This window comes from Microcoleus vaginatus PCC 9802 (assembly GCA_022701275.1).
Taxonomy (GTDB): Bacteria; Cyanobacteriota; Cyanobacteriia; order Cyanobacteriales; family Microcoleaceae; genus Microcoleus; species Microcoleus vaginatus_A.
This window is the reverse complement of record CP031740.1, coordinates 3193401-3218388: the sequence shown is the minus strand read 5'-3', so window position 1 is coordinate 3218388 and position 24988 is coordinate 3193401. Positions and strand designations below refer to the sequence as shown.

General features: G+C 46.6%; 21 protein-coding genes, 1 tRNA gene and 2 pseudogenes. 15 read left to right on the top strand and 9 right to left on the bottom strand.

All coding sequences use genetic code 11. From position 1 onward, the window contains the following. Positions 1-28: 28 nt before the first annotated feature. The 3 genes from D0A34_13040 to D0A34_13030 form a co-directional block, all read right to left on the bottom strand. Complete coding sequence (locus D0A34_13040) at positions 29-985, bottom strand: histidinol phosphatase (GenBank protein UNU19671.1); 957 nt, start codon at positions 983-985, stop codon at positions 29-31. 68 nt (positions 986-1053) lie between these two features. Then, entirely contained in the window at positions 1054-1959 is a 906-nt protein-coding gene (locus D0A34_13035; GenBank protein ID UNU19670.1) for an alpha/beta hydrolase, read from the bottom strand. Between the two features lie 14 nt (positions 1960-1973). Beyond that, positions 1974-2420, bottom strand: coding sequence for a SufE family protein (locus D0A34_13030; protein UNU19669.1), 447 nt, complete (start codon positions 2418-2420; stop codon positions 1974-1976). A gap of 196 nt (positions 2421-2616) precedes the next feature. Between D0A34_13030 and D0A34_13025 the strand changes: the two genes are divergently transcribed. The 4 genes and pseudogenes from D0A34_13025 to D0A34_13010 all read left to right on the top strand — a co-directional run bounded on the left by D0A34_13025 (position 2617) and on the right by D0A34_13010 (position 6010). Beyond that, positions 2617-3615, top strand: a complete 999-nt coding sequence (locus tag D0A34_13025; protein ID UNU19668.1) for an iron ABC transporter permease — start codon at positions 2617-2619, stop codon at positions 3613-3615. A gap of 204 nt (positions 3616-3819) precedes the next feature. After that, positions 3820-4605 (top strand): ABC transporter ATP-binding protein, encoded by a 786-nt coding sequence (locus D0A34_13020; GenBank protein UNU19667.1) that lies wholly within the window; start codon positions 3820-3822, stop codon positions 4603-4605. 408 nt (positions 4606-5013) lie between these two features. Continuing rightward, positions 5014-5919, top strand: a complete 906-nt coding sequence (locus D0A34_13015) for an ABC transporter substrate-binding protein (protein UNU19666.1) — start codon at positions 5014-5016, stop codon at positions 5917-5919. A gap of 1 nt (position 5920) precedes the next feature. Beyond that, a pseudogene (locus D0A34_13010) lies at positions 5921-6010 on the top strand (class I SAM-dependent methyltransferase). Positions 6011-6071: 61 nt separating this feature from the next. Here the strand turns inward: D0A34_13010 and D0A34_13005 are convergent. After that, on the bottom strand, positions 6072-6434 hold the full coding sequence (locus D0A34_13005) for a hypothetical protein (protein UNU19665.1): 363 nt from the start codon (positions 6432-6434) through the stop codon (positions 6072-6074). A 325-nt stretch (positions 6435-6759) separates the two neighbouring features. Here D0A34_13005 and D0A34_13000 point away from each other — a divergent pair, with 325 nt between their 5' ends. From D0A34_13000 to D0A34_12980, 5 genes are all read left to right on the top strand, one after another. Then, on the top strand, positions 6760-7491 hold the full coding sequence (locus D0A34_13000; protein ID UNU19664.1) for a response regulator: 732 nt from the start codon (positions 6760-6762) through the stop codon (positions 7489-7491). A gap of 6 nt (positions 7492-7497) precedes the next feature. Beyond that, on the top strand, positions 7498-8097 hold the full coding sequence (locus tag D0A34_12995) for an adenylate/guanylate cyclase domain-containing protein (protein UNU19663.1): 600 nt from the start codon (positions 7498-7500) through the stop codon (positions 8095-8097). 186 nt (positions 8098-8283) lie between these two features. Then, positions 8284-9219 carry a spermine synthase gene (locus D0A34_12990; protein UNU19662.1) on the top strand — a complete coding sequence of 312 codons (936 nt, stop codon included), beginning with the start codon at positions 8284-8286 and terminating at the stop codon, positions 9217-9219. A gap of 236 nt (positions 9220-9455) precedes the next feature. Then, positions 9456-12995 (top strand): NACHT domain-containing protein, encoded by a 3540-nt coding sequence (locus tag D0A34_12985; GenBank protein UNU19661.1) that lies wholly within the window; start codon positions 9456-9458, stop codon positions 12993-12995. A 185-nt stretch (positions 12996-13180) separates the two neighbouring features. Continuing rightward, a complete protein-coding gene (locus D0A34_12980; GenBank protein UNU19660.1) occupies positions 13181-13402 on the top strand; it encodes a HEAT repeat domain-containing protein in 222 nt (73 codons plus the stop codon). 76 nt (positions 13403-13478) lie between these two features. On the opposite strand, the gene D0A34_12975 is transcribed toward D0A34_12980, so the two are convergent. The 4 genes and pseudogenes from D0A34_12975 to D0A34_12960 all read right to left on the bottom strand — a co-directional run bounded on the left by D0A34_12975 (position 13479) and on the right by D0A34_12960 (position 16919). After that, a complete protein-coding gene (locus D0A34_12975; protein UNU19659.1) occupies positions 13479-13913 on the bottom strand; it encodes a hypothetical protein in 435 nt (144 codons plus the stop codon). Between the two features lie 162 nt (positions 13914-14075). Further along, on the bottom strand, positions 14076-15788 hold the full coding sequence (locus D0A34_12970) for an ABC transporter ATP-binding protein (protein UNU22278.1): 1713 nt from the start codon (positions 15786-15788) through the stop codon (positions 14076-14078). Between the two features lie 186 nt (positions 15789-15974). Continuing rightward, positions 15975-16070: pseudogene (locus tag D0A34_12965) on the bottom strand (hypothetical protein). Positions 16071-16079: 9 nt separating this feature from the next. Continuing rightward, positions 16080-16919 (bottom strand): prephenate/arogenate dehydrogenase, encoded by an 840-nt coding sequence (locus D0A34_12960; protein ID UNU19658.1) that lies wholly within the window; start codon positions 16917-16919, stop codon positions 16080-16082. Positions 16920-16957: 38 nt separating this feature from the next. Here D0A34_12960 and D0A34_12955 point away from each other — a divergent pair, with 38 nt between their 5' ends. The 6 genes from D0A34_12955 (at position 16958) to D0A34_12930 (ending at position 23794) form a co-directional block, all read left to right on the top strand. Further along, entirely contained in the window at positions 16958-18520 is a 1563-nt protein-coding gene (locus D0A34_12955) for a hypothetical protein (GenBank protein ID UNU19657.1), read from the top strand. Between the two features lie 96 nt (positions 18521-18616). Next, on the top strand, positions 18617-20179 hold the full coding sequence (locus D0A34_12950) for a hypothetical protein (protein UNU19656.1): 1563 nt from the start codon (positions 18617-18619) through the stop codon (positions 20177-20179). Between the two features lie 79 nt (positions 20180-20258). Continuing rightward, positions 20259-21788: a pentapeptide repeat-containing protein gene (locus tag D0A34_12945; GenBank protein ID UNU19655.1), complete on the top strand. Its 1530-nt coding sequence runs from the start codon at positions 20259-20261 to the stop codon at positions 21786-21788. Positions 21789-21810: 22 nt separating this feature from the next. Then, the gene (locus D0A34_12940; GenBank protein UNU19654.1) at positions 21811-23319 is read left to right on the top strand and encodes an ATP-dependent DNA helicase; all 1509 of its coding nucleotides are present in this window, start codon (positions 21811-21813) and stop codon (positions 23317-23319) included. Between the two features lie 65 nt (positions 23320-23384). After that, positions 23385-23597: a DUF2839 family protein gene (locus tag D0A34_12935; protein UNU19653.1), complete on the top strand. Its 213-nt coding sequence runs from the start codon at positions 23385-23387 to the stop codon at positions 23595-23597. Positions 23598-23722: 125 nt separating this feature from the next. Continuing rightward, positions 23723-23794: transfer RNA gene (locus D0A34_12930), tRNA-Val, on the top strand. A gap of 93 nt (positions 23795-23887) precedes the next feature. Here the strand turns inward: D0A34_12930 and D0A34_12925 are convergent. Beyond that, entirely contained in the window at positions 23888-24730 is an 843-nt protein-coding gene (locus tag D0A34_12925) for a hypothetical protein (protein UNU19652.1), read from the bottom strand. Between the last annotated feature and the right edge of the window lie 258 nt (positions 24731-24988).

Below are 24988 nucleotides of genomic sequence, written 5' to 3'. Positions count from 1 at the left end.
CCCGATGGCCAATTACCAATTACCAATTCTAAATGCCTAACAATCGAGCTGGATTGTGTTTCGTCATTAAATCAATTTCGTGCGGAGAAATGCCTTCATTTATCAATTTTTCCACAAATAATTTGTAACCTTCCGCCGGCAAAGGATCGGGTTTTCTTCCCAAATCTGTACTCATAACAAAATGCTCGGCTCCGATTAGTTTAATCGCTGCTGCCATCTTAGTAATAGAAACTTGATGCCAGTTTTTGTGTGCCTCATCAGCGGCCTTTTCTCCCATCAAATCGTTCACAAACGCGAGTTCTAAGAAAGCTCCGGCTGCGGCGGCTGTTTGCATATTTTCAAGAGACAAGCCCGGTACATCCGCCATTGCATGGGTAATCAGGATGTTTTTAATGTTGAGCAGGTTGGCTTCACCGACAACTGCCATCACCTCTTCTGAGGAAATATGACCGGTTTCCAATATCAAATTCTCTTTGGCTACCATCTTCAACACCGCTGCTGTTTCCGGTAAAACCTTGCCATTTTCCGCAACTTTAATCCCAATTCCCGACTTGTGAAAAACCTGCAAGTGATGCTCAGCATCAACCGTGGGCAGCCACACTACTTTACCGTATTTGCCACCTATGCGGTGCATTGCGCCTACAGCCTCGGGATTAATTCCCCCTACCGAATGATTGAGAACAACTCCCCCGAAAACTTCGATTTCTGGTACTATTTTATTAACCAAAACTGCCCGCGCTGCTGTGCTGGCATAATGATTTTTTAATACAACAGCTTTCATGTGCGATCGTGCCGCTGACTTAGCTACCTCAAAATCGTCTAACCTGCGCGGAATCACATCAGGAGAAGAATGAATGTGAAAGTCGATCGCACCTTCGATCGTACTCTTTGGCAAATTGATTATCGGCGACTCTCCGATAGCATAAGCTGGCAGACAAAACCAATAGCAAACAATCCAAACTAACGTTAAAAAAACAGCTTGCATTCCTCCCCTCTTCCCTTCTCCCCTCTGCGTTCTCTGCGCCCTCTGCGGTTCATTCCCTCTTAATTCTCTCAAATAAAAGATTTAACCGCATTTGCCAAAGCTTCTGCATTCTCTTCGTGCATTCCCAAAGAACCAGGAATAACTCGCGACTCAACACCCGGTAATTCCGTTAATGCTTCCATTTCAGCCTTTGATTTGGGCGGCGCATTTTCAGCAATTACAACCATCACAGGCACTGCTAATTGTTGAAAATTATCTGTAAATTCCGATCGCACTTTAGCCGGATCTAAACCACCAGTCACAAAGGCAGCGGAACCGTACCGAGCACCTGGTTTTTGCGTCACTTGCCATTTGCTTTGGATGAAATCGGGCGTGACTTTAGCTGCATCAACATAGACGTGGCGGCGGTACATCAAACTGAGGAATGACGGTGCAGTGTTGAGTTTGTAGAGGAATTGTCCCAGTAAAGGCGATCGTACTAATTCTCTCACGATTCCATGCCACCCGCTTTGCTGTTTGCTCATCGTCGGCAAAGGCCCGCGCCAAGTCGGCGCAGCTAACACAATCTTTGACCAAACATTGGGGCTTGATTGCGCTAATTGCATCGCATAACCCGCAGCGTGACCTGCCGCAACTACAGCAACAGGACTATTAAAAATTGACTCAACAAAATCCTTGAGAAATTGATGGTATAATTGCGCTTCGTAGTCAATTCGCGGGCGATCCGATGCGCCAAAACCAGGCCAATCTAAACTCACAGTTTGAAAGCTAGGAGCTAACAATTCTGCTAAAGGACGCATTTCTTCTCGCGTCGAAACCGTACTGAAAGCCGGCAGTAGCAATACAGGATTTCCCTGTCCTCTGGTTTCGTAAATAACTTTGATTTGCGTTTCTTTCCAATTCCAGAGATATTCTTTAACTGCAGCGGGATAGTTGCCAGAACCTAATTTTGTTAAATTTGTAGTTTGAGTCATGGCTGTTTATTCTTTTAATTTGCTTCGGCTTGCTTGCTCACTTCGCAAGCAACGGCTTTGTTTCTCATCATTTGAAAGATGTTGTAAAATCCGTTAGCGCGGGAGGGTGTCAGACTCACATTCAATCCCGTGTCTTGAATAAAATCTGGGGTAACGCTGACGATTTCAGCAGGCGTCAATCCGCTCAAACCTTCCACTAGCAAGCCAACTAATCCTTTGACTAACTGAGCGTCTGAATCGCCTTGAAACAAAACTTTTCCTTCTGCCAAATTTGCAGTAACATAAACTTGCGACGCGCAGCCAGAAACCTTGTTTTCCGGCAGTTTATCGCTTTCGGGAAATGCTGGGAGTCTCTTGGCATACCACAGCAGTTGTTCGTAGCGCTGTTTCGGATCGGAATGTCGCTGAAAGCGCTGGACAATTTTAGCTAGGGCTGCGGGTAGCGCGGTGTTTGCAGACATGATTCACTCGTAGCGGTTTACTTCGTTAATATTATACATTTAATTTTGCCGACGGGTGCGATCGCCTGCTCATGTCCTCCCACTGAAGCCGTCTTCAGGTGAATCGGTTATTGTTATTGTAGTTAACGAGTTCGAGCATTCAAAACAGAGGAAATATGGGATTTAGTGCTGTTAAGGAAGATTGTGGTGTAATGTAGTGACTCTGCAAAAAATCTGGCTAAAATATCGAATTCTTCAGGCAGTTGTATTCTTAGGATTGGGTTTGCTGTTAACCATCGCCCTTTCGCTTTCTTTTGGTGCGGTACCCATGAGTGCAGCTCAATTGTGGCAAGCATTTCTGCACCGAGGTGATGCTGTCAATCAGACTATTTTCTGGGAATTGCGTTTGCCCAGAGTGGCGGCAGCGCTGACGGTTGGTGCGGCTTTGGGAATGTCGGGGGCTTTGCTGCAAGGTTTGCTCCGCAACGGTTTAGCAGATCCTTTTGTATTAGGAATTTCGGCGGGTGCAGGGTTGGTTGCGATTACCATGCTGACTTTGGGAATATTTCAAAGTTGGGTGCCTTTGGCGGCTTGGATAGGTGCTATTTTAACTTCGATGCTGGTCTACTTTTTGGGAAAAACTAAAACGGGGATTTCTGTTGAACGTTTGGTTTTAGCTGGTGTGGCTGTGAGTTCTCTGTTTGGGGCAATACAAACTACACTGCTGCTGTTAGCTGAAGACAGCCGTTTGCAAGCTGCTTTGAATTGGTTAATTGGTAGTTTGAACGGTCGCGGTTGGTCGGATTTGCAGGTGGCTGCACCTTATATTTTGGCGGCTTTGTTGTTAGGATGTTTTTTGGGTCGCTCGATAAATTTGCTGGCTTTGGGCGACGATTTAGCTGTTGGTTTGGGGGTTTCGCTGGTGCGATCGCGCTTGTTGATTGGGGGTGTTGCGACGTTGCTAGCTGCGAGTGCTGTCAGCATCGGCGGATTGATTGGTTTTGTGGGATTGGTTGTGCCTCACGGGGTGCGTTTGTTGGTTGGTAATGATTATCGGTTTGTGTTGCCGCTGAGTGCGATCGGCGGTGCTTGGGTGTTGACTTTTGCTGATTTTTTGGCTCGTTTGGGCGCCGTAGAATTGCCTGTGGGTACGGTTACGGCTTTGTTGGGTTCTCCGCTGTTTGTTTGGCTGCTTTATCGGCGTTCTAGTTATTAATAAGAAGGAAGAAGGAAGAGGGAAGAAGGAAGAAGGAAGAGGGAAGAAGGAAGAAGGAAGAAGGAAGAGGGAAGAAGGAAGAGGGAAGTTCGGCAACGGATTATGTAACGGATGTAACGGATGTCAGGAAGAAGGAAGAAGGAAGACGCAAAATTAATTACCGATTACCCATAACCAATAACCAATAACCAATAACAAAATATAATGTCTTTAGAAATCCAAAATTTAACTGGTGGTTATGGCGAAGTTGCCATCGCCCACAACATCACTTTATCTTTACAACCTGGTGAGTGGTTGAGTCTCATCGGTGCCAACGGTTCTGGTAAGTCTACTTTCTTGAAGTTAGTTAGCCGCATCCTAACTCCGCAGCAAGGAAGTGTGTTGCTTGATGGCAAGGCAATTCATACTCAACCTGCTGCTGTTGTCGCTCAAAAATTAGCGATTTTGCCACAGCAGCAAACAGTACCGGAAGGTTTGACGGTAAGGCAATTAGTTAGTTTGGGGCGTTCTCCTCATCAGGGTTGGTGGCAGTGGGAATTGAGCAAGGAAGATGCAGAGAAGGTGGAAGTTGCGATCGGTCAAACTGGGATTGAGGAATTTCGCGATCGCCCCGTCGAACAACTCTCAGGAGGCGAACGCCAGCGCGCTTTCCTCGCCTTAGCGTTGGCTCAAAACCCGCAAGTTTTGCTGTTAGATGAACCTACGACTTATTTAGATATTTGCTATCAGTTGCAATTGTTAGATTTGCTTAATAAACTAAATATAGAACACAAATTGACGATTATTACGGTGCTGCATGAAATTAATTTAGCTGCCAGGTACAGTTCGCGAATTGCTATGTTAAATAAAGGAGAACTTTTTTGTGTAGGAACTCCCGCACAAGTTTTAAATCCTGATAATCTAGCTCAGATTTTTGGCGTAGAAGCTATAATTTTAGAAACTTCTGTAGGCTTGCAAATTTGTGCGATAGCTCCTACTATTCACACTTAATATTTTTATGATAAGTATAACCCTGCCCTCGCACTAAGTTCTCAATTTCTTCATAATTATTTCTATTAACTTATTGCCACAATTCGCTGTTCTATATCAGTGCCACAGGCTTTAAACTATTGCCTAATCTTGATTTTCAAGGGTGGAATAAAACTTAAGAGATACTTAAAAAAACCGCATTCACGCAATAAATGCGGTTTTTTCTACAAAATTTACCGTAAACTATTGATATTTAAATCATTAAGCGCTAAAGTGCGATCGAACTTCCCGTCATATCGTTTCCGGTTGCATCGGTATTGTTCAAATATCCCAACAGTCAACCGTCAACAATCATTTCTGAGTGCGATCGAACTTCCCGTCAATTCTGTCTCAACCTGGTCTAAACTTGCTGTAACTCCCGCCTAAACTATGTACAAAACTTTTTTTTATCGTACCGCTATCCTGTTGCTAAGTTTAGCATTTACCGCTTGCTCCGCCGCCACTTCACCCCAAATTCAGCAATCAACTCCTGCTGTTTCGCCCGCCAATCAACCACAAACAACTAACAGCGAATCCGCACAAAAAGTTGTAGCTTTAACACCTTTAACAGCCGATATTATCCATCAACTCGACCCAACCAAACTTGTAGGAATTCCCGGCAGCGCATTAGTCAGCAGCAACCCCAAATTTAAAGGAATTACCGCAGTCACTGCTGAACGCACCCCTCCTAATTTAGAAAAAATCATCGCCTTGAAACCGGATTTGGTTGTAGGTGCATCGGGATTTCATGACCAAACAATGCAAAAATTGCAGCAGCTTGGAATTAAAACTTTACTCACTCAAGTTGATAGCTGGAAATCCCTAGAAGAGTTAACAACAACTTTAGCTAAATCACTCAATGCCAATCCCGAACCTCTTTTAAAACGCTACCAAACATTTTTAGCAGACATCCCAAATCAAAGCCCCGCCACTTTAGTTTTGGTAAGCAGACAACCGATTTTATCGCCCAATCAAAGCAGTTGGGCTGGAGATTTGCTGGGTAAGTTTAACGTGAAAAATGTCGCAGCCCAATTGCAAGGAGATAGCCCCGTTCGAGGCTACGTGACGCTTTCAGCGGAAAAGGTTTTAGAGGCTAATCCGGAAGTAATCATTATAGTCGATCGGGGAGAAGGAATTTTAGACCAATTTAAATCTGATTCATTTTGGAATCAACTAACCGCAACCAAAAATAATCGAGTTTACGTTTTTGACTACTACGGATTGGTCAACCCAGGTAGTATCGAAAAAATTGAGCAAGCAACTGCTCAACTTAAACAAGTTCTCGCTAAAAAGTAGAGACCCGATTTTGAGAGATAAAAAATCTCTAGAAATCCTGGAACAAATTGACTACAATTTCTCTAAATGTGAGAAAGCTAAAGGCAATCAAAAGCGCGCAGCGATCGGAAACCTGGTTTTTGAGCCTGACTCCCAATGCTGTCGGATCGGCCTCAAGTCAGATCCAGAGGTGGCAAACCGCGCAACTGTCGCAGCGAGTTGATACACATCTGACAATCGCAGCCAAACAACGCCGAGGCTGCATCACTTTCTTCTTCCGAAAAATCCAGCATTGCCACCTGCTGATCATCGGGCCGCTGCCAACTGATTTTTACTTTAGAATTAGCAGCAGCAGCTTTGGCTGGGAGGCGCACGCAAGTCAGACGCTGAGTGTGGGGCGATCGCACGCATTGGGGCGAATCAGCCGATTGGCTTGGTGTTTCGCCAATTTGAGCGGGATTTGCGATCGCGCTCAAAGACATCACAGATCCAAAGAGCGTTGGACTTACCAATAAAGTGAGGAGCAATCGATTCATTTGTCGTCCTTCAGAACTTCAACGTATACAGTAGCCGATTATCTGTTGCAATTCAACAAGGTTTTCGTCCGATATCAGTACGATTTGCCGTTATTAAGGCTTAAAAGCCCAATATTTGCCGCCCAAATCTTCAACAATTATCCGCGTATTGGCAACCCGCATTTTCTGATAAGTATCCTCTTCGCTCCCCAGTTTAAGATTTGTTGCAATTTGAGTAAGTTTAGCTCGCCAGTGATAACAAATTCATCCAAGCCGGGTAAACTGATTTCAGCAAGGGCCACTCGAAGCAGCGAACAAGTTTACCTCAAAAACCAGGTGGGGAGTGATGAGAACAGTTTTAGTGGTGGAAGATTCCCGCAGCCAGCGCGAGTGCATTTCACATCAGTTGAGATGCAGTGGATTGAATGTAATTCAGGCATCAGACGGTGTGGAAGCGCTGGCTAAAGTTGAGAAAAATTGCCCCGATTTAGTATTATTAGATGTCATAATGCCCCGTCTCGACGGCTACGGGGTTTGCCGTTTAATTAAAGCTAATCCCGAAACTCGGAATATACCCGTGGTATTTTTAACAGGCAAGGGACAGCAGTTAGCTTTATTTTCCCGGTTCCAGGGCGATCGCGCCGAGGCTTATGTTAGCAAACCTTGGCAGCCGAGGGAACTTTTGGCAACGATCAAAAAAGTTTTGCTCAATGCCAATATTAAGTTCGATCGAGCTTCAGCCGATGCTTGGACGGAATATGGAATTTTAAACTTAAACACAGTCGAACTTTATCAAAGCCACGCCGATGCTTGGACCAAATACAGCGCCCAAATTATTAAATTGTACGATTCTAGCTTAGCCGCTTTCGAGCAAGCTTTGGCAATTGAACCGAGTCACTCGAATGCAAACAAGTATCGCAACCGAGTCCAGACAATCCGGGCAATTTTGATGAAAAAATTAGAGCAAACTCAACCTTGCAAAGTGTGCGATTATTATTACGGCAAGGATGGCATCAATTGTGCGGTGCATCCGGCTGGCCGCCCTCAAGAACTGTGTCGCGATTGGGAATTTAATTAAACCAAAATGAAAACAAATAACCGCGCTAACTTGGAAAAGTTGCTGCAAGAAAGAAACGAACATCCCGAAAGAATGGCTGAAATTGATGAAAAAATCAATGTCACTTTCCGCAAAAATTACGCAATTTTAGTAATGGATATGTCGGGATTTTCGCGCACGACAGTCCGCTACGGAATTATTCATTTTTTGGCAATGATTCACCGGATGCACGGAATTGTCAAACCGATAATTTCAGAATACGGTGGCACTGTAGTTAAGGAGGAAGCAGACAATATTTTTGCAGTTTTTGGCGATGTAAAATCGGCGGTGGAAGCTGCGATCGACTCTCTCAAGCAAACGGCTGCTGTCAACACGACACTGCCGCCGGAAATGGATATTTACCTCTGCATTGGTATTGGCTGCGGCGATGTTTTGATGCTGGAAGGAGAGGATATGTACGGAGCGGAATTTAATCTGGCATCCAAGCTGGGAGAGGATTTGGCGGAACGGGGAGAGATTTTGCTAACCTCAGCAGCCTTTGAAAAGTTAGAAGGTGACAAGCAAGGTTGGGAAAAAGTGGAACTTTCGATTTCCGGTTTGGAATTGGTGGCGTACAAGCGGCTGTAATCGGGTGAATTTCTGTTGTCTTCTCGTTCTTCGCCATGCTGGAAAATGAGAACATGACTTGCCCCAGCCTTGACTAGAAACCCGGTTTCTTCGCAGATACCGGGCGACTCATGCATTTTTATAGAAACCGAGTTGATGAGGCTATATTCCTAGAGAATATCGAATTTAAATAAAATTTAAAATCAGATGATTGAGGAACACAAAACTTGGCAATCTATCAATTTATCCGCTATTGGACAGCGGCTAGCTTGGCTGCAGCAACAGCCAGACCACGTTATTTTTTGCAAAGAGTCTGGTGTTCACTATGTTGCAGTCACAAAAGAGCGATCGCACATTAAGCTATCTTTAGTAGAAAAAGTAAATCAGCACACAGATTTACTGCAATCTGTTTTCGATTTCAACAATCCTTTACATCTAGTGTCTGAATATACTCAGGCGATGATGTTGGGTTTAGTGTGGCAAAGCCAACCTCAAAGAATCTACATGGCTGGATTTGGTGGCGGCAGAGTTCCCTTAGTTTTGCACCACTATTTGCCGGACACTGTTATAGAATGTGCGGAGATCGATCCGATCGCGATCGAAGCAGCTAAAAAGTGTTTTGGAGTGCAGTTTGACGATCGGCTAACTGTAACAATTCAAGATGGCCGAGAGTATTTAGAGCAGCAAAAATCAGATACTCAGTACGATATCATCATGATCGACGTAGCTTTTGGCAACGGCTACTTTCCGCACCGCCTATCCACCAAAGAATTTTATCAAATCTGCGAAAAACACTTGTCAAGCGAGGGAGTTGTACTAGCAAATCTGCTGCACAGAGATGAGTTTTATGCCGAAAAAATCACAACTTTTCAAAGTGTGTTTTCTCAGGTGTGCGTGTGTGTTTGCCAGGAAAGTAATAGCATTTTGATTGGTAGCAACAGCCCGAGTTTGGAGAAAGATGAGATTGTAGCTAGGGCAAAATATTTGCAAGATGGCTATCAATTTTCCTTTCCATTAACAGACAGGGCGCTTGAGGTAAAAGTAGGTAGAGAATTGGCGGGGGCTGTACCTACTTTAGACAAAGCTCAAATTTTGCATGACGATTCGCCGCCCGCTGGTTATTTTGATTGCTGGTTATTCTGATATTGATAATAATATCTCGGTTTTATCGAAGTTTCGATCCCCCTCGTATCCCCCTTAATAAGGGTGACTTTGAATGAATGTTCTTGTCCCCCCCTTGTGTTTTGGGGGGTTAGGGGGGAGCGAGATGATGGTTACTCACACAGAATATTGATGCTACTTTTTCCCGGAATTTTCAGCGTCGATCGCCGATCGAGAAAAAATCTATAATAAATCCATATCCTAAAATCTATAATCAAATGGCGACACCAGTTGATTTTCCTAAATATCTGCAATCCCTGGTTGAGTCTTATAAAAAACAACAGCATCTCTACACGCTGACGGATTTACAGGTGGAGGTGCGGGTGGAAAAGCCACCGGAGGATCGATCGCAACCTCCATCCCCAGAAAAGAAACCAGAAAAGAAACCAGAAACGAAAATCGATCGCCTGGAAGTGCTGGCGGGACTCCGCAAGTACGTGCAGCAGGGAAAAGTGCTGCTAGTGGGCAAGCCAGGTTCGGGAAAATCGACGGTATTGCAGCGTTTTCGGTGGGAATTGGCACTAGAAGCGCTCCAGGAGGGCGATCGACAGATTCCGGTGTTGGTGCAGTTGAGGAGCGATCGCTCGATCGTACAAGCAATCTGTGCCGAATTTCGACAAGCAAAGCTCAGAGTGAGCGACACAGAGGTGGAGGATTTGCTGTTTGATGGCAAGTTACTGCTGTTGCTGGATGGCGTGAATGAGATGCCATCGCAACAACGGCGGCAGGAATTGCAGCAATTTCGCGACGACAATTCCGATACGCCGATGATTTTCACGACGCGGGATTTGGCGCTGGGCGGATCTTTGGACATTGAGAAACAACTGGAGATGTGCGCGCTGACGGAACCGCAGATGCGGGAGTTTGTGCACAAGCATTTGCCACAAGATGGGGATTCGCTGCTGCGACAATTGGACCATCGCCTGCGAGAGATTGCCGAAACGCCGTTACTACTGGAAATGATGTGTAAGGTGTTTAAAAATAGCGGGAAAATTCCCCAGAGTAAGGGCGAGTTGTTTCAGGAGTTCGATCGCCAGTATGAGGAGTTTAAGCGCGGTGCGTGGGTTTCGGATGGTTTTCAGCTATTCAAGTCGGAGGTTTTGCAGCAGTTGGCTTTTGTGATGTTGGAGGGTGACTCGCAGCGCCCCACCGATGGTTGGGTGGCGATTTCTCGCGATCGGGCTGAGGGGATTTTGGAGTGCTGGTTGCGCGATCGGGGGGTGGTGGATGCGCCAACGAAGGCGAAGGAATGGCTAGAGGATTTGCTGGAACATCATCTGTTGCAGATAGCGACAAAGCCGGAGGAAATTGAGTTTCATCACCAATTATTTCAGGAGTATTATGCAGGGCGGGCATTGCTGAAACTGTTGGTTGAGAAGCATCCTGATGCGATGGATGATCAACGGTTACAGCATTTCTATTTGAATTATTTTAAATGGACGGAGCCTCTGGCGTTCATGCTGTCGCTGTTGGACAATGAGGTGCAGGCGGTGCGGGTGGTGCGGCTGGCTTTAGAGGTGGATGTGATGTTGGGGGCGCGGCTGGTGGGGGAGCTGAGGCGGGAGTTTCACAAGCGCGCGGTTGGGTTGGTGGATGAGTTGGATGTGCCGCGGTGGTTGAAGGTTGAGCTTTTGGAGGAAGTGCGATCGGATGATGCGATTCCGAGATTACTTAAACTCGTTGAACATTCAGACTATTCTGTGCGTAGGATGGCGGCAGAGGCCTTAGGCAAAATCGGTGACGAAAAGGCGATCCCGGAATTACTTAAACTCGTTGAAGATTCAGACTATTCTGTGCGTAGTAGGGCGGCAGAGGTCTTAGGCAAAATCGCTGACGAAAAGGCGATTCCGGGATTACTTAAACTCGTTGAACATTCAGACTCTGATGTGCGTAGGAGCGCGGCGGATGCCTTAGGCAAAGTCGGTGACGAAAAGGCGATTCCGGGATTACTTAAACTCGTTGAACATTCAGACTCTGATGTGCGTAGGAGCGCGGCATATGCCTTAGGTAAAATCGGTGGCGAAAAGGCGATTGCGGGATTACTTAAACTCGTTGAACATTCAGACTCTGATGTGCGTAGTAGGGCGGGATATGTCTTAGGCAAAATCGGTGACGAAAAGGCGATTCCGGGATTACTTAAACTCGTTGAAGATTCACACTCTTATGTGCGTTGGAGCGCGGCAGATGCCCTAGGCAAAATCGCTGACGAAAAGGCGATTCCGGGATTACTTAAACTCGTTGAACATTCAGACTCTGATGTGCGTAGTAGGGCGGCAGATGCCTTAGGCAAAATCGGTGACGAAAAGGCGATTCCGGGATTACTTAAACTCGTTGAAGATTCAGACTATTCTGTGCGTAGGAGCGCGGCATATGCTTTAGGCAATATCGCTGACGAAAAGGCGATTCCGGGATTACTTAAACTCGTTGAAGATTCACACTCGGATTTGCGTAGTAGGGCGGCAGATGCCTTAGGCAAAATCGCTGACGAAAAGGCGATTCCGGGATTACTTAAACTCGTTGAACATTCAGACTCTGATGTGCGTAGTAGGGCGGCAGATGCCTTAGGCAATATCGCTGACGAAAAGGCGATTCCGGGATTACTTAACCTCGTTGAAGATTCACACTGTTATGTGCGTTGGAGCGCGGCAGATGCCTTAGGCAAAATCGGTGACGAAAAGGCGATTCCGGGATTACTTAAACTCGTTGAAGATTCACACTCTTATGTGCGTTGGAGCGCGGCAGATGCCTTAGGCAAAATCGGTGACGAAAAGGCGATTCCGGGATTACTTAAACTCGTTGAACATTCAGACTCTGATGTGCGTAGTAGGGCGGCAGATGCCTTAGGCAAAATCGCTGACGAAAAGGCGATTCCGGGATTACTTAAACTCATTGAAGATTCAGACTATTCTGTGCGTAGGAGCGCGGCATATGCTTTAGGCAAAATCGGTGACGAAAAGGCGATTCCGGGATTACTTAAACTCGTTGAAGATTCACACTCGGATTTGCGTCGTAGGGCGGCAGAGGCCTTAGGCAATATCGCTGACGAAAAGGCGATTCCGGGATTACTTAAACTCGTTGAACATTCAGACTCTGATGTGCGTAGGAGCGCGGCAGATGCCTTAGGCAATATCGCTAAGCAGCACGCAGAGAAAGTCGCCCCCCATCTCCCCCACCTCCTTACCTTAATCCCCTCCAAATCCGGCGAAAAAGTTCACCGCCTCATCCTCGCCATCCAAGCCGCCTGCAAATACTACAACTACCCGATACGTCACTTGTCCCTACTCCCGGAAATTGGCAGGCATCCGGCGAATGTTTCTGCTAGCGTATACAACATACAATCTGTCAAGGAAGTCACAGTGATGTCAAACCAATCACCCATCTTTAACCAACCAAATTCCACCATCGGCGTTAACTATGCCGCTGAAAACAGCAATCCCAAGGTTATTCAAAAAATCGAAGCCGCCCAGCAATCCTCCCCAGAAGCTGCACTGAATGCAGTGGTGCAAATCATTCAGGCATTGGAAAAAAAGTATAGCTATGTGCAAGACGAACAACAGGCACTCAATATTATTGATGCAGAATTTAAGGAAATCAAAGAGCAAAAACCCATCGAGTGGCAAAACCTAATCAGCCTCAAACGGCTTTACAACGGTGGCAAAAAAGCAGCCGTGAAAGTTGGCGAACACTTCGCAGAATCAAACCCCTGGGGCAAAGGACTTGTTGCCTTCATTGAAGGCGTATCCGAAGACGTGAAATAGCCAGCCAACCCAAAAGTTTGCTGAAATATTGCAACATTTTTAATAAGGCTTTCAGGGCGGGCGAGACGCCCACCCCAGAAGAAAATTTACTCTTTGTGGAACAGGCCGAAAAGCCTGTTCCTGACAGAGATGTAAGAGGTAAAATAAAACAGCAGTAAGCTCTATGCAAACCGGAGGCTCACAGCATGATTCAAAATCCCGCATACTATCAGATGGTGCTAGACACCTTGTGCACCGCCCTAGAGGATGCCCGCCCCGCTGTCAGGGCGAAAGCAGCAGAAGCACTGGGAAAAATTGGAGATGTCGCAAGGGCGCCCATATTAGTTAAAGCCTTCAAAGACACCTCACCAGAAGTCCGTTCCAGCGTCATCCAAGCCCTCAAACAACTGATACTAAATGAGGCTTAAATACTCCTTTCATTTCTTAGCCCCTCTCTGCTGGGACGAAAGTTTGTGCAGACGCGATTTCAAGATCCGAGTAATCTTATCCTTTCATACATTCAACCATCTGCTGTTCCAGCTTAGCCAACAATGTATCCACATCTGTTGCGGCTTCCTCAAAACACACAGGAGGTTCAGGCTTAGGTTCAAAAAGAATCAACTTAATTTGACCTTCACCGATCGCCAAAATCGCCACTTCCTTCTCAGGCTTGTGAGCGTTCAACACACCTACAACTTCCTGAATCTGACTTCTCACTTGACGGTTCAACTCCTCAACCGCCTCTTTCTTACAATACACAAAACGCGCAGTTTCTGCAATATCAATTGCTAAAATCTCCTCGCTTTCCTCTCCCCTTTCCAGAAATAGTCCCCAAGCCAAAGCAGCCAATTCATTTTGATTAGCTTTCACAAATTTATCTAACTTGCGGCTCCAGCTATTTTCGTTGGGTTTGGACTGAGGGCTATCAAATAGAAACATTTTCTCTTCTTGTTTGTATAAACTAATATTTTACAGTCAGCAGTCAGTAGTCAGTTGGCAGTTGGCAGTTGGCAGTTGACTGTTGTCATTAGTTACCCATGCCCAATGCCCCATCCCCAATTCCCAATTCCTAATTAGCAATTACCCAAAACCGCTGCGTTTCTATCTTATACCAGATTGCACGCGCCAGAGCGCCGCATAAATTCCGTCCTGTTCGATCAGTTGTTCGTGCTGCCCCGATTCTACCACCAGCCCCTCTTCCATGACACAAATGCAATCGGCATTGCGGACAGTAGAAAGACGGTGGGCGATCGCAATTGTAGTGCGATTTTTGGTAATTCGTTCGAGCGATCGCTGAATTGCCGCCTCAGTCTCGTTATCCACCGCTGAAGTAGCTTCGTCAAGAATCAAAATCGGCGGATTCTTCAAAACAGCCCGTGCAATTGCAATTCGCTGCCGCTGACCCCCCGACAATTTTTGACCGCGTTCCCCTACAATAGTGTTGTAACCGTCCGGCAATTGGGCGATAAACTCGTGAGCCTCCGCAATTTTCGCAGCATTTACTATCTCTCGATTAGTTGCCTCAAAACTGCCGTAAGCAATATTTTCGGCCACTGTACCGTGAAACAAAAACACATCTTGACTCACCAATCCGATCGCTCTCCGCAAATCTTTTAAATTCAGGTTATTTAATTCTATACCGTCGAGATAAATATTGCCATGCTGTACCTCGTACAGCCTCAAGATTAGTTTCACCAGCGTACTTTTTCCCGAACCCGTAGCCCCAACAATCGCAGTAGTTTTTCCCGCCGGCAGAGTCAAGGAAAAATACTGCAATATGGGTTTTCTTTGATTATAATAAAAGGTAACATTTTTAAATTCCAACTCACCCTTAATCGAACTAACCGGCAGCCGAATATCACCCGTGCGAATGGCGATCGGAGTATCCAACAAATTCATCACCCGATTAGTAGATGCCATTGCGCGCTGGTATTGATCCAGAGTATTTCCCAGGCGAGTCAGAGGCCACAGCAACCGCTGCGTCAAAAACACCAAAACGCTGTAAGTTCCCACAGACAATCGCCCCGCCACCACCTCCAAACCGCCCAGAAATAGCGTTGCAATAAACCCCAAGAAAATCACAACCCGAATCAGCGGAATAAAAGCTGCCGAAAGTACGATCGCCCGTCGGTTGCTTTGGCGGTAAGCTTGGCTTTGTGTTTCGATGCGCTGAATTTCATAATCTTCGGAAGTAAAACTTTTAATAGTAGTAATTCCCATCAAATTATTCGACAGTTGCCCGTTCAGAAAACTCACCTTTTCCCGCACATCAGCATAAAAAGGAGCGAGGCGATTTTGAAAGGCGATCGAACCCCAAATAATAAAAGGGATCGGCAGCATTGACAGCCCAGCAACACCAGGAGATGCAGCAAAAAAAGCCGCTCCAATCACAACAACCGTTGTAATTACCTGAATCACCTCATTAGCACCGTCGTCCAAAAAACGTTCGAGTTGATTGATATCATCATTGAGAATAGAAATCAAACCGCCCGTGCTGCGCTCTTCAAAATAAGCTAATTCTAATTCCTGCAAATGGCTGTAAGCTTCCAGACGCAAATCGTGTTCAATATCCTGAGCCAAATTGCGCCACAAATAATCATAGGCATATTCAAAAAGAGATTCCAACGTCCAAACAATTGCGCTCAAAAGAGTGATAATTGCCAGTTGCCAAAAGACATCTTTTATGCCCCACTGAGCGAGGATAGAATCTTGCTGTTTCACCACCACATCAACGGCAATACCGATTAATGCTGGCGGCGCTAAATCAAAGAATTTATTGAGCAACGAACAGATACTTGCCAGCCAAGCTTTCAGGCGGTAGCGGCGCCCGTACTTCAGCAGCCGTTTTAGGGGATGGACAGGTTTTGAGGGATTTGGTGATACTTGAGAATCATTCATAGGGCATGGGGCATCGGAAATAGGGCCGAGAATTAGAAATTTGTAGGGTGATCGGCGCACACCTTACTCTTGTTTAATTTTAAATTCTCCAAAGCCCCGTTCCTAGGCTTTAAACGTTAACACTGGCTTCATTTTAGCCACTACACCAACTATTTGCGCCTCAATCTGAACGTGAATTACTGGTTGAATTGGCTTGTAATTTTTGGCTCACAAGTTGTAATTCTGTCTCGCTTGTTGAGTCTGCTTCAGCTTGTGTTCGAGAGCTTGCCAATTTTGAGCTTCGATATCAGTGATGAACTCGTCGAGACTGTCGCGGTAAATAGAGAGCGATCGCAACAATTCCTCTCGATTGTACTTTGCCACCATCACTCCCAGCTCGGGATTGCCGCCGCCAACGCGGCTCGTGTCCCGAAAACCCGAACTCGCCAAATGTTGAGCTAAATTAACAATATTCCGATCGCCCTCTCGATCGCACGCAGCAACCAGCGTCGCGCTCGCCATTAGCGGCAAATGAGAAATCCAAGCCACAGCTCGATCGTGTTCTTCCGGCTCACATCGGTAAACTTTAGCACCCAGTAACCGCGCAATTTCCTCAACCTTATCGACCGCAAGCGCCGGCGTCTGGGGAGTCGGCGTCACCACGTAAGGTCGCCCGACAAACAAATCCGGCACCGCCGCCTCGATTCCGCTTTCAGCAGTCCCCGCCATCGGGTGTCCCCCCACAAAGTTCGGCCACAGAGAAGACACAGCCTGCACTATGGGTGTTTTTACGGAACCGACATCCGTTACAATAGTATCCCGGGAAAGATAGGGCACCAATTCTCGGACGATCGGCTCGATCGACCCCAGCGGCGTGCAAATAAAAACCACATCGGCTGCTGCCATTAGAGACAGGTGTATGCTGGCTTCATTGACAACACCACGAGCTTGGGCCCGGGAGCAAGTCTGCAGCCGACTCGAAACCCCAAAAACATTAAACCCGCGCAATCGCAAATCCAGCCCGATCGAGCCACCAATTAAACCCAGTCCTACAATACCGATATTCATAGCAATAAAATGGGGATATTTGATACGGTGCCGCCCCCATGACAGTCGAGGAACTCCTGAAAAAATATGCCGCCGGAGAAAGAAACTTTGCCGGAATCAACCTGACTGAGGCCAACCTCAGCGGCGTCAACTTGAGCGGAGCCAACCTCAAGGGTGCGAATCTGAGTGTAGCAAACCTGAGCGGAGCCAACCTCAGCCAAACCAACCTCATCGGTGCCAAACTCAACATCGCCAGACTCAGCGGCGCCCATCTAGGCGGCGCCGACCTCACCGACGCCGACCTCAATGTCGCTTACCTAGTGCGAGTTGACCTCAAAAAAGCCATACTCATAGGAGCCAAACTGATCAGAGCCGAGCTGATTCGAGCCGAACTCAGCGGCGCCAACCTCAGCGGCGCCAACCTCAGCGGCGCCACCCTCACCGAAGCCACCCTTCGAGGAGCCAACCTCGCTCAAGCCAACCTTCGAGGCGCCCACCTCAGCGGCGCGTGCTTGACAGAAGCCAACCTCGAACAAGCCAACCTGCAAGGGGCCGACCTTAGTCGCGCCGACCTCAGCGGCGCCGACTTGCGAGGCACAGAACTGAGACAAGCCAACCTTACTCAAGCCGTACTCAGCGGCGCCGACCTCAGCGGCGTCAATTTGCGTTGGGCTATTCTCAGCGGCTGTAATCTCCGCTGGGCCGACCTGAGCGAAGCCAAATTGAGCGGTGCCGACCTCAGCCGAGCCGACCTCTGCCACGCCAACTTGCTGAATGCCAGCTTAGTTCACGCCGACCTGACAAATGCCTATCTGATCCGCGCCGACTGGATTGGAGCCGACTTAACCGGAGCCACCTTAACCGGAGCCAAACTTCACGCAGTTTCGCGACTCGGCATCAAAACCGAAGGCATGACCTGCAAGTGGGTTGATCTCAGTCCCAACGGCGACCACAGCCAAATTTACTGGTTGAACTCGGGAGGAACCCAGGAATTTTTTCATGAAACCTTGCCCACAGTTCGGATTGTGATTGACTCGCCCTTAGACCAAGGCGCTCATTTTGCACTAGCTGCAACTTATTACCAAATTGCCCAACAATACCCGAGTTTAAGTCAGCCTCCCACGATCGAAGTCAGCTCCAGGCGCACCGTACTCGCCTTTAAAATGGACAGCGACGATAAATTATTTGCCACCGCTTACGTTGCCATCATTCCTTTTAACGATGCTGCCATAACTCAAAAAAACCTAATAGCTTTGATGAAAATGATTCAATCCCACGATGCAGGTAAACTTAACGTCAAAGAATCAAAACACGTCCAGTTATGCAGCAAAGCTCTCAACCAAGCTATCAGCAAAGTAGACCAAATCAAAATTTCCAGTTCTTTTCCAAAAATCGGCGAAAGCATCAATTTTTTTCAAATTCCCACACAGATGATATTAATTAATTCCCGCGATCAAAGACTCAGCGTATATCACCACCCTGCCTTCGGCAAGCGCCTGATTAAAAAATACGAGCCAAGTAACTCACCATCGGGTAAGTTAGCCGAAAGCACAAAATTGGCTCAAGCTAATATCACTAGCATTTTGGATTTTATAAAAGGCTTCCACAATATAGATGTCTAGGCATATTGCATCAAGTTACAAAAAATGCTTATTCTAGTTTAAAGGTTGGCACAACAAAGCTTTGTTCTAGCTAACACATCAGGGAAATTGAAAAGCATGGATGCCGAAGAACTCATCACCAAATATGCAGCAGGAGAAAGAGACTTTACTGCCATCCTCCTTTGCGAGGCAAATCTCAGCAGGATCGATCTAAGCGGAGCTAATTTCAGTGAGGCAATCTTGAGCCTCACCAACATGAGCGGCACCAATTTGTCAAACGCCAACATGAGAAAAGCTAAACTCAATGTTGCCAGACTCAGCGGTGCCAATCTCTACAAAGCCAACCTCAGCGGCGCTATTCTCAACGTGGCTAACTTGATTCGAGCCGACCTCAGAGAAGCCCAACTCGTCGAAGCTACAATGATCAGATCCGAACTGATTCGAGCCAACCTCAGCAGTGCCAATTTGACCGGTGCAAATCTCAGCGAAGCAGATTTGAGAGAAGCAACCCTCAGAGAAGCCAATCTAGAGCAAGCCGACCTCAGCGGGGCTCACCTGAGAGGCGCTTCCCTAACAGCGGCAAACTTGGAACGGGCAAACTTGCACAGAGCCGACCTCAGTAGGGCAGACTTGCGAGGAGTCAACCTCTGCAATGCCGAACTCAGACAAGCTAATCTGTCTCAGGCAAACCTTAGCGGCGCTGACTTGCGAGGCGCTAATCTCCGGTGGGCTGACCTCAGCGGGGCGAACCTGACCGGCGCTGACCTCGATGAAGCGAGATTGAGTGGGGCCAACTTGTACGGGGCAAATTTGAGCAATGTCAATCTGTTGAACGCTACTTTGGTACACGCGGATTTGACTCAAGCTAATTTGATTCACGCTGATTGGGTGGGCGCAGATTTGACGGGGGCGGCCCTGACGGGGGCAAAAATTTACGCGGTTTCTAGGTTTGATGTGAAAGCAGATGACATTACCTGCGATTGGGTTGACCTCAGTCCCAACGGCGATCGCAGCCACATTCAGCGCTTTACCCCAGAAGAATCTCAAAGGTTTTTCAATGCTACACCACCGACAGTTCAAATTATTGTCGATCGACCCCTCGACCCCGATGCTAACTTTGTCCTTGCAGCTACCTACCGCCAAATTGCCCGTCAATACCCTGCTTTGAGCCATCCTCCCAGTATCGAAGTTAATTCCAGACGCACAATCATATCCTTTAAAATAGAGCAGGACGAGCAACTATTTCCCACAGCTTTCGTTGCGATTATTCCCTTTAGTGATGCAGCATTTACTCAGAAAAATTTGATTACTCTGATCAAGATGATTCAACCCCAAAGTGGTAATAACCTGGGCGTCAGAGTCTCAAATATGGTAGTGCAATTAAACGTAGCCCTGACCAAAACAATGAGGAAAATAGGGGAAATGAAAATTCAGCCGATTCGCCTCGATCGCGAACCGATGTCAAGTTTTTTCCAATCGCCTACCCAAACTGTACTGGCTAACTCCAGCGCCGAAACTTTGATGATTCACTATCACCCAGATTTTGGCAGAAACTTGACAAATTTGCCTGGAGTCAACAAAACGTCTATCAGTCCTGCAATTAAAGCCCAAAGATTTACCACCCCGCCGCTAAATACGGTCATTGAGTTTGTCAAAAGCTTTTATCAGCTCGGTGAGTAAATACTATAAATTAATTTGATATCATTTCTATTCATGCCATATAAAAGTTAGCCAATTGCCATTTCATTAAAGAAAAAAAATGGAAGCTGAAGAACTGCTCAAACGATTTGCACTCGTCAAGAGATACACAGAAGGTGACAGAGATTTCACAGGAATCAACCTGAATGAAGCTAATCTCAGCCGCATCAACCTCAGCCAATCAATTTTAAGGCGGGCTAGCTTATTTGTCACCAACCTCAGCGGCGCTAACTTGAGCGAAGCTAACTTGAGCGAAGCTAACCTGAATGTGGCTAGACTCAGCAGTACCAACCTCTCGCGGGCAATCTTAAACGGGGCTACTATCAACGTAGCAAACTTAGTGAGAGCCGATTTAAGTGCAGCTCAATTAATCCGAGCATCCCTGATTAGAAGCGAATTAGTCCGCTGCGAACTCAGCAAAACTAACTTCAGCGGCGCTAACCTGACTGAAGCAGATTTAAGAGAGGTAAAACTGACGGAAGCTAACCTGTGCGGTGCTAATCTTTCCGGTGCAAATCTCAGAGGTGCTTCGGCTTCTTCAGCTAACTTTCAAGAAGCTAACTTACACGGCGCAGATTTGACGAAAGCAGAACTTAGCGGCGTCAATTTGAGCAATGCCGATATGAGACAAGCTTCTTTGCAACAGGTGAATCTCAGCAGTGCAAATTTGAGCGGAGCTAACCTCAAATGGGCTGATTTGACGGGAGCTAACCTCAACGGCGCGGATCTGAGCTTTGCTAAATTGAGCGGAGCTAACCTTAACGGAGCAGATTTAAGAAATACTAATTTAGGAAGTGCTAGTTTCGTTCACGCTGATTTGACAGAAACAAATTTGATTAATGCCGATTGGGTGGGCGCTGATTTGAGGGGAGCAACTTTAACAGGAGCAAAGCTGTATTTGGTTCCTCGGTGTGGTATCATTGCAGAGGATATTACTTGCCAGTGGATTGACCTCAGCCCGGCTGGCGATCGCACTCAGATTCAACAATTTAATTCGCCGTCAGAATCGAGAAAATTTTTAAATCACACGCCTGGGTTAGTGCAAATTGTGGTTGATGCACTTTTAGACTATTCAGCAAACAGCACTTTAGCAACAGTTTACAGCGAAATAGCTCGGCATTACCGGGCCATGAATTTTCCTCCTAATATTGAAGTCGGCTACCGCCGCACAACTCTCACTTTTAGATTTGAGAGCGATGAGCATTTATTGCCAGCAGCTTTTTTAGCGATTCTTCCTTTTAAGGATGCTGTACAAACTCAGAGAAATATTATGGTTATCGGCAAAAATATCGAAACTCAAAATTTGGATGAGAAACGAATAGTGCAGTTGCGTAAAGCATTGAGTACAGCTACAAATAAATTAAATGAGTTGATAAATTTGGTTTCTAATATATCACGGGTTAGTCAGCCAACAAAGTTTTTTGAGTCACCTACCCAAACTATTTTAATTAGTTCGGGACAGGAGAGTTTGATGGTGAATTCTCACGGGAATTTTGGGAAGGGAGGTGCAACTCATCAGGACAGTAAATTCAGTTTGCCTCTCGGTCAAAAAGTAGTTGATTTTCTGGCCAGTTTTGATTATGTTGAGTGAGAAATATCAATTTTAAAACCGATTGATTGAGGTAGAAGTCCACAACTCATTGCTCCGCTTCCTGCGATCGAACTCCGAGCCGCACTGGCCCCACCATTTAACCATGGCGCGGCTCGTGGCGCGCGCTTTGCGCTTGGGGCGCAGCGCTCTGATCCAAACAGGGCTTCCCGCTGGAGCTTACCGACAGCGGTATCGAGTTAGCTATTTGATGCCGATATTGATGTGGCCGGAGCCTGTGATTTTAGTGGCGCCGACACCGCTGATTGAGCATTTGAGAGCCGTGGAAATTCCGCGTTTGCAAGAGTGGCTGCAAACAGAGGGGTCAATCGAGACTTATTCGGATCGTGCCACGGGGCGAGGATTGATGCTAGCAGATCCCGAGTCTTGGCTGGCGGCTCGCTTGGCGGGGAATTCGCAACTGCACAGGAATATTCCGACAATTATCGACGGTGTGGATGACTTGGAAGTTTGGACGCGCCAGCAATTGACGGCGGGTTTGCAACCGGCTGATTGGAATGATTTAATGCAATCTCAGCCTTTGGAAGCCGATGCAATCCTCCAAGGGCGGGTAATGCTAACGCGGGCATTCTTTCAGCATCCGGCGAAACCAGAGGAGTGCTATTTGCTGGAAACGGCAGAGCAAAATATTTTGCAGGGGCTGTTTGAAAAAATCGAGCCAAACCCCCTAATTCCGGCTGCTTGGAGAAATTTTTGGCAGCGGTGGGAAACAAACGGAAAACTGCGGTGGGCGCAAATTCATCGGGAGGCTGGGTCATTTTCTCTTTACTGCGCGCCGGTGCAGGTGGGGGAGGTTTTGGGCAAAATTTGGGACGATCAGCCCGTGGTGTTGATTGGTGGGGCGGTGGATGTGGAACCGAAGGCTCCGATTTTCCGGGAAATGCTGGGACTTCCAGAATTGACGAGCGTTAAGTTTTCGCCCGATCGACAAAGTGAATTAATTCAACTGTACATTCCCAACTGGCTGCCGCTGCCAAATACGCCGGAATTTCAGGGTGTTTTAATGGAAGAAATTCGGACTTTGCTGTTGATGAGCGCGTCGGTGGCGGGTTTAACTGTGCTGATTGTTGGTGATGTACCGCTGAAGGCTCGGCTGGCGGCGATTTTGGCTTCTGAGTTCGGTTCTCGGGTGCAGGTAGAAAAAACAGATGTGGGCGAGAATGCGATTTTGGTGACGGGGTGGGAGTTTTGGCGGGAACATCAGGGGGAATTGAGCGCGCCTCATTTGCTGGCGATCGCAACTTTGCCGCTACCTTCTTTGGAGAATCCTTTGGTGACGGCGCGTGTGGCTTATTATAAGGAACGGCGCAAGGATTGGTTTCGGTTGTATTTACTGCCGGCGGCGCTGAATGAGTTGCAACGGGCGATCGCGCCGGTGCGAGAACGTCAAGGGGTGGTGGCGATTTTCGACAGCAGGGTGATTCACCGCAGTTATGGACAGCAGGTTTTAGCGGCTTTGAGTCCTTTTGCGAGGATTGATTATTTGGATACGACTTGGCTGACGCAGGCTTGAGATCACCTGTTGGCGTATAATTTGGTTAGGTATCCAGTTGAAATCTAATTTAGTAGACAAAGATTATGGGTGAATCTAAGCGTCGCAAAGAGGCGATCGGCGACGAATACGGTAAAGAAGAACGCATCGTTTCCTGGCTGCCAATCACGAAAACCCAAAGCCAAGATTTTGTCAAGTGGACAAGTCGCGGAAGCTGGATCGGGATTAGCCTTTTGGTGGCTTGGTGGATTGTAGTGCGATTTGTCGGCCCAGCGGCGGGTTGGTGGCAGGTTAACTGATGCCAGACTCGACAAATGCCTGTATTCTTGGCATTGTGTCGAGTTTAACTCGGAAACAAGCTGCTGATTTTTTAGGAAAAATTTAGTTGCCAATTTGGACTTGGTATGGTATCTTAGTTATCTGCGGGCAATTAGCACAGTGGTAGCGCACTTCCTTCACACGGAAGGGGTCACAGGTTCAAATCCTGTATTGCCCATTAATTTTTATGATAAGTGACAAGTTATTTGTCATCGGTAATAGCTTTTTTAGCTTACTTGCTTTTGTTGTTGTCTTTACTGCAAAAATTCGGCTAAATCGCGAACTTCCGCTTGTTTACGGCTAACTCATAATCTAATACTGATTCCCCACTGTTCAGTTCAACTTGTCCTCCAATCCAGATTTGATCGATACTTTCAGGTACCTCGATAGTTTGTATAATCTGAGTTAAACTTTTAATTGAAAAAGTTAAGACGTTCGTGTGTAACTCCAAAATTAAAATCTTGATACAATCGCGATATTTATCAAACTTAGGAGCCGCACGTTTAATGAGTTCAGCTACTTCCGATTTTATTTGTGGGGATAAATCTCTTATTTCTTGTTGGCTATAGTTAAATGGGTTTTTCAGACTACAACAAATACCCGACTCAATAGGGGCATCCTCTCGGTCTATCTCTGGTATTCTGAAGAAGCTCCATAACGGTGATTCATCCGTGGCAATTCCTTCTGAATTCTTAATCCATGCTTCATGCTCAATAACTGAGCTTGCTATTTCATTTGCCAACCTAATCACTTCTCTCTTATTTTTTGGCATATCTACATTATTAATCTCAAGCACATAAACATCGTCGAAAAAAGTGCTTCTTACTTTATTTGTAAATGTCTTGGTAAACTCATGCCAAAGTTGGTGATGTCTGATATGGTCTGAAGTCCATGAGAACGCCTTACGCTCAATTACCATCCGTGCATCGCCATCACGAAGTAGAATCTCCGGTTCGGGAGTTGTACGATTATCGTTTTCAGGAAAGGATTCTAGGATGTAGTGTGTAGTATGAATGGAGTTATAAATATCTACAAAGTCTTTAAGATTCAACCACTCATTTTCATTGCTTGGGGGGAGACATCCAAAGGGGTATAACCAATCAATTTCATCCATCTATCAGCCTCTGTGTTCTTCTATACTTTAAGAGTGAGAGCCGGGAGAGTTGGTAGACGTTTCCAATGTTGGGCGCTTTGTAGAACAAAAGTAGTATACCGTATTGATTCCAATTACCTTCAAATTAAACGCCTTGCGAATATTCGACTCCGACAAATGCACGTTTTTTCTACGCAACTCTTGCCTCAGTGTAGCCTCTAACGTCACCAATTGCAAGTCCGTCACCGCTTGCCCGTTGCTAATCGTGGCAATTGTCGG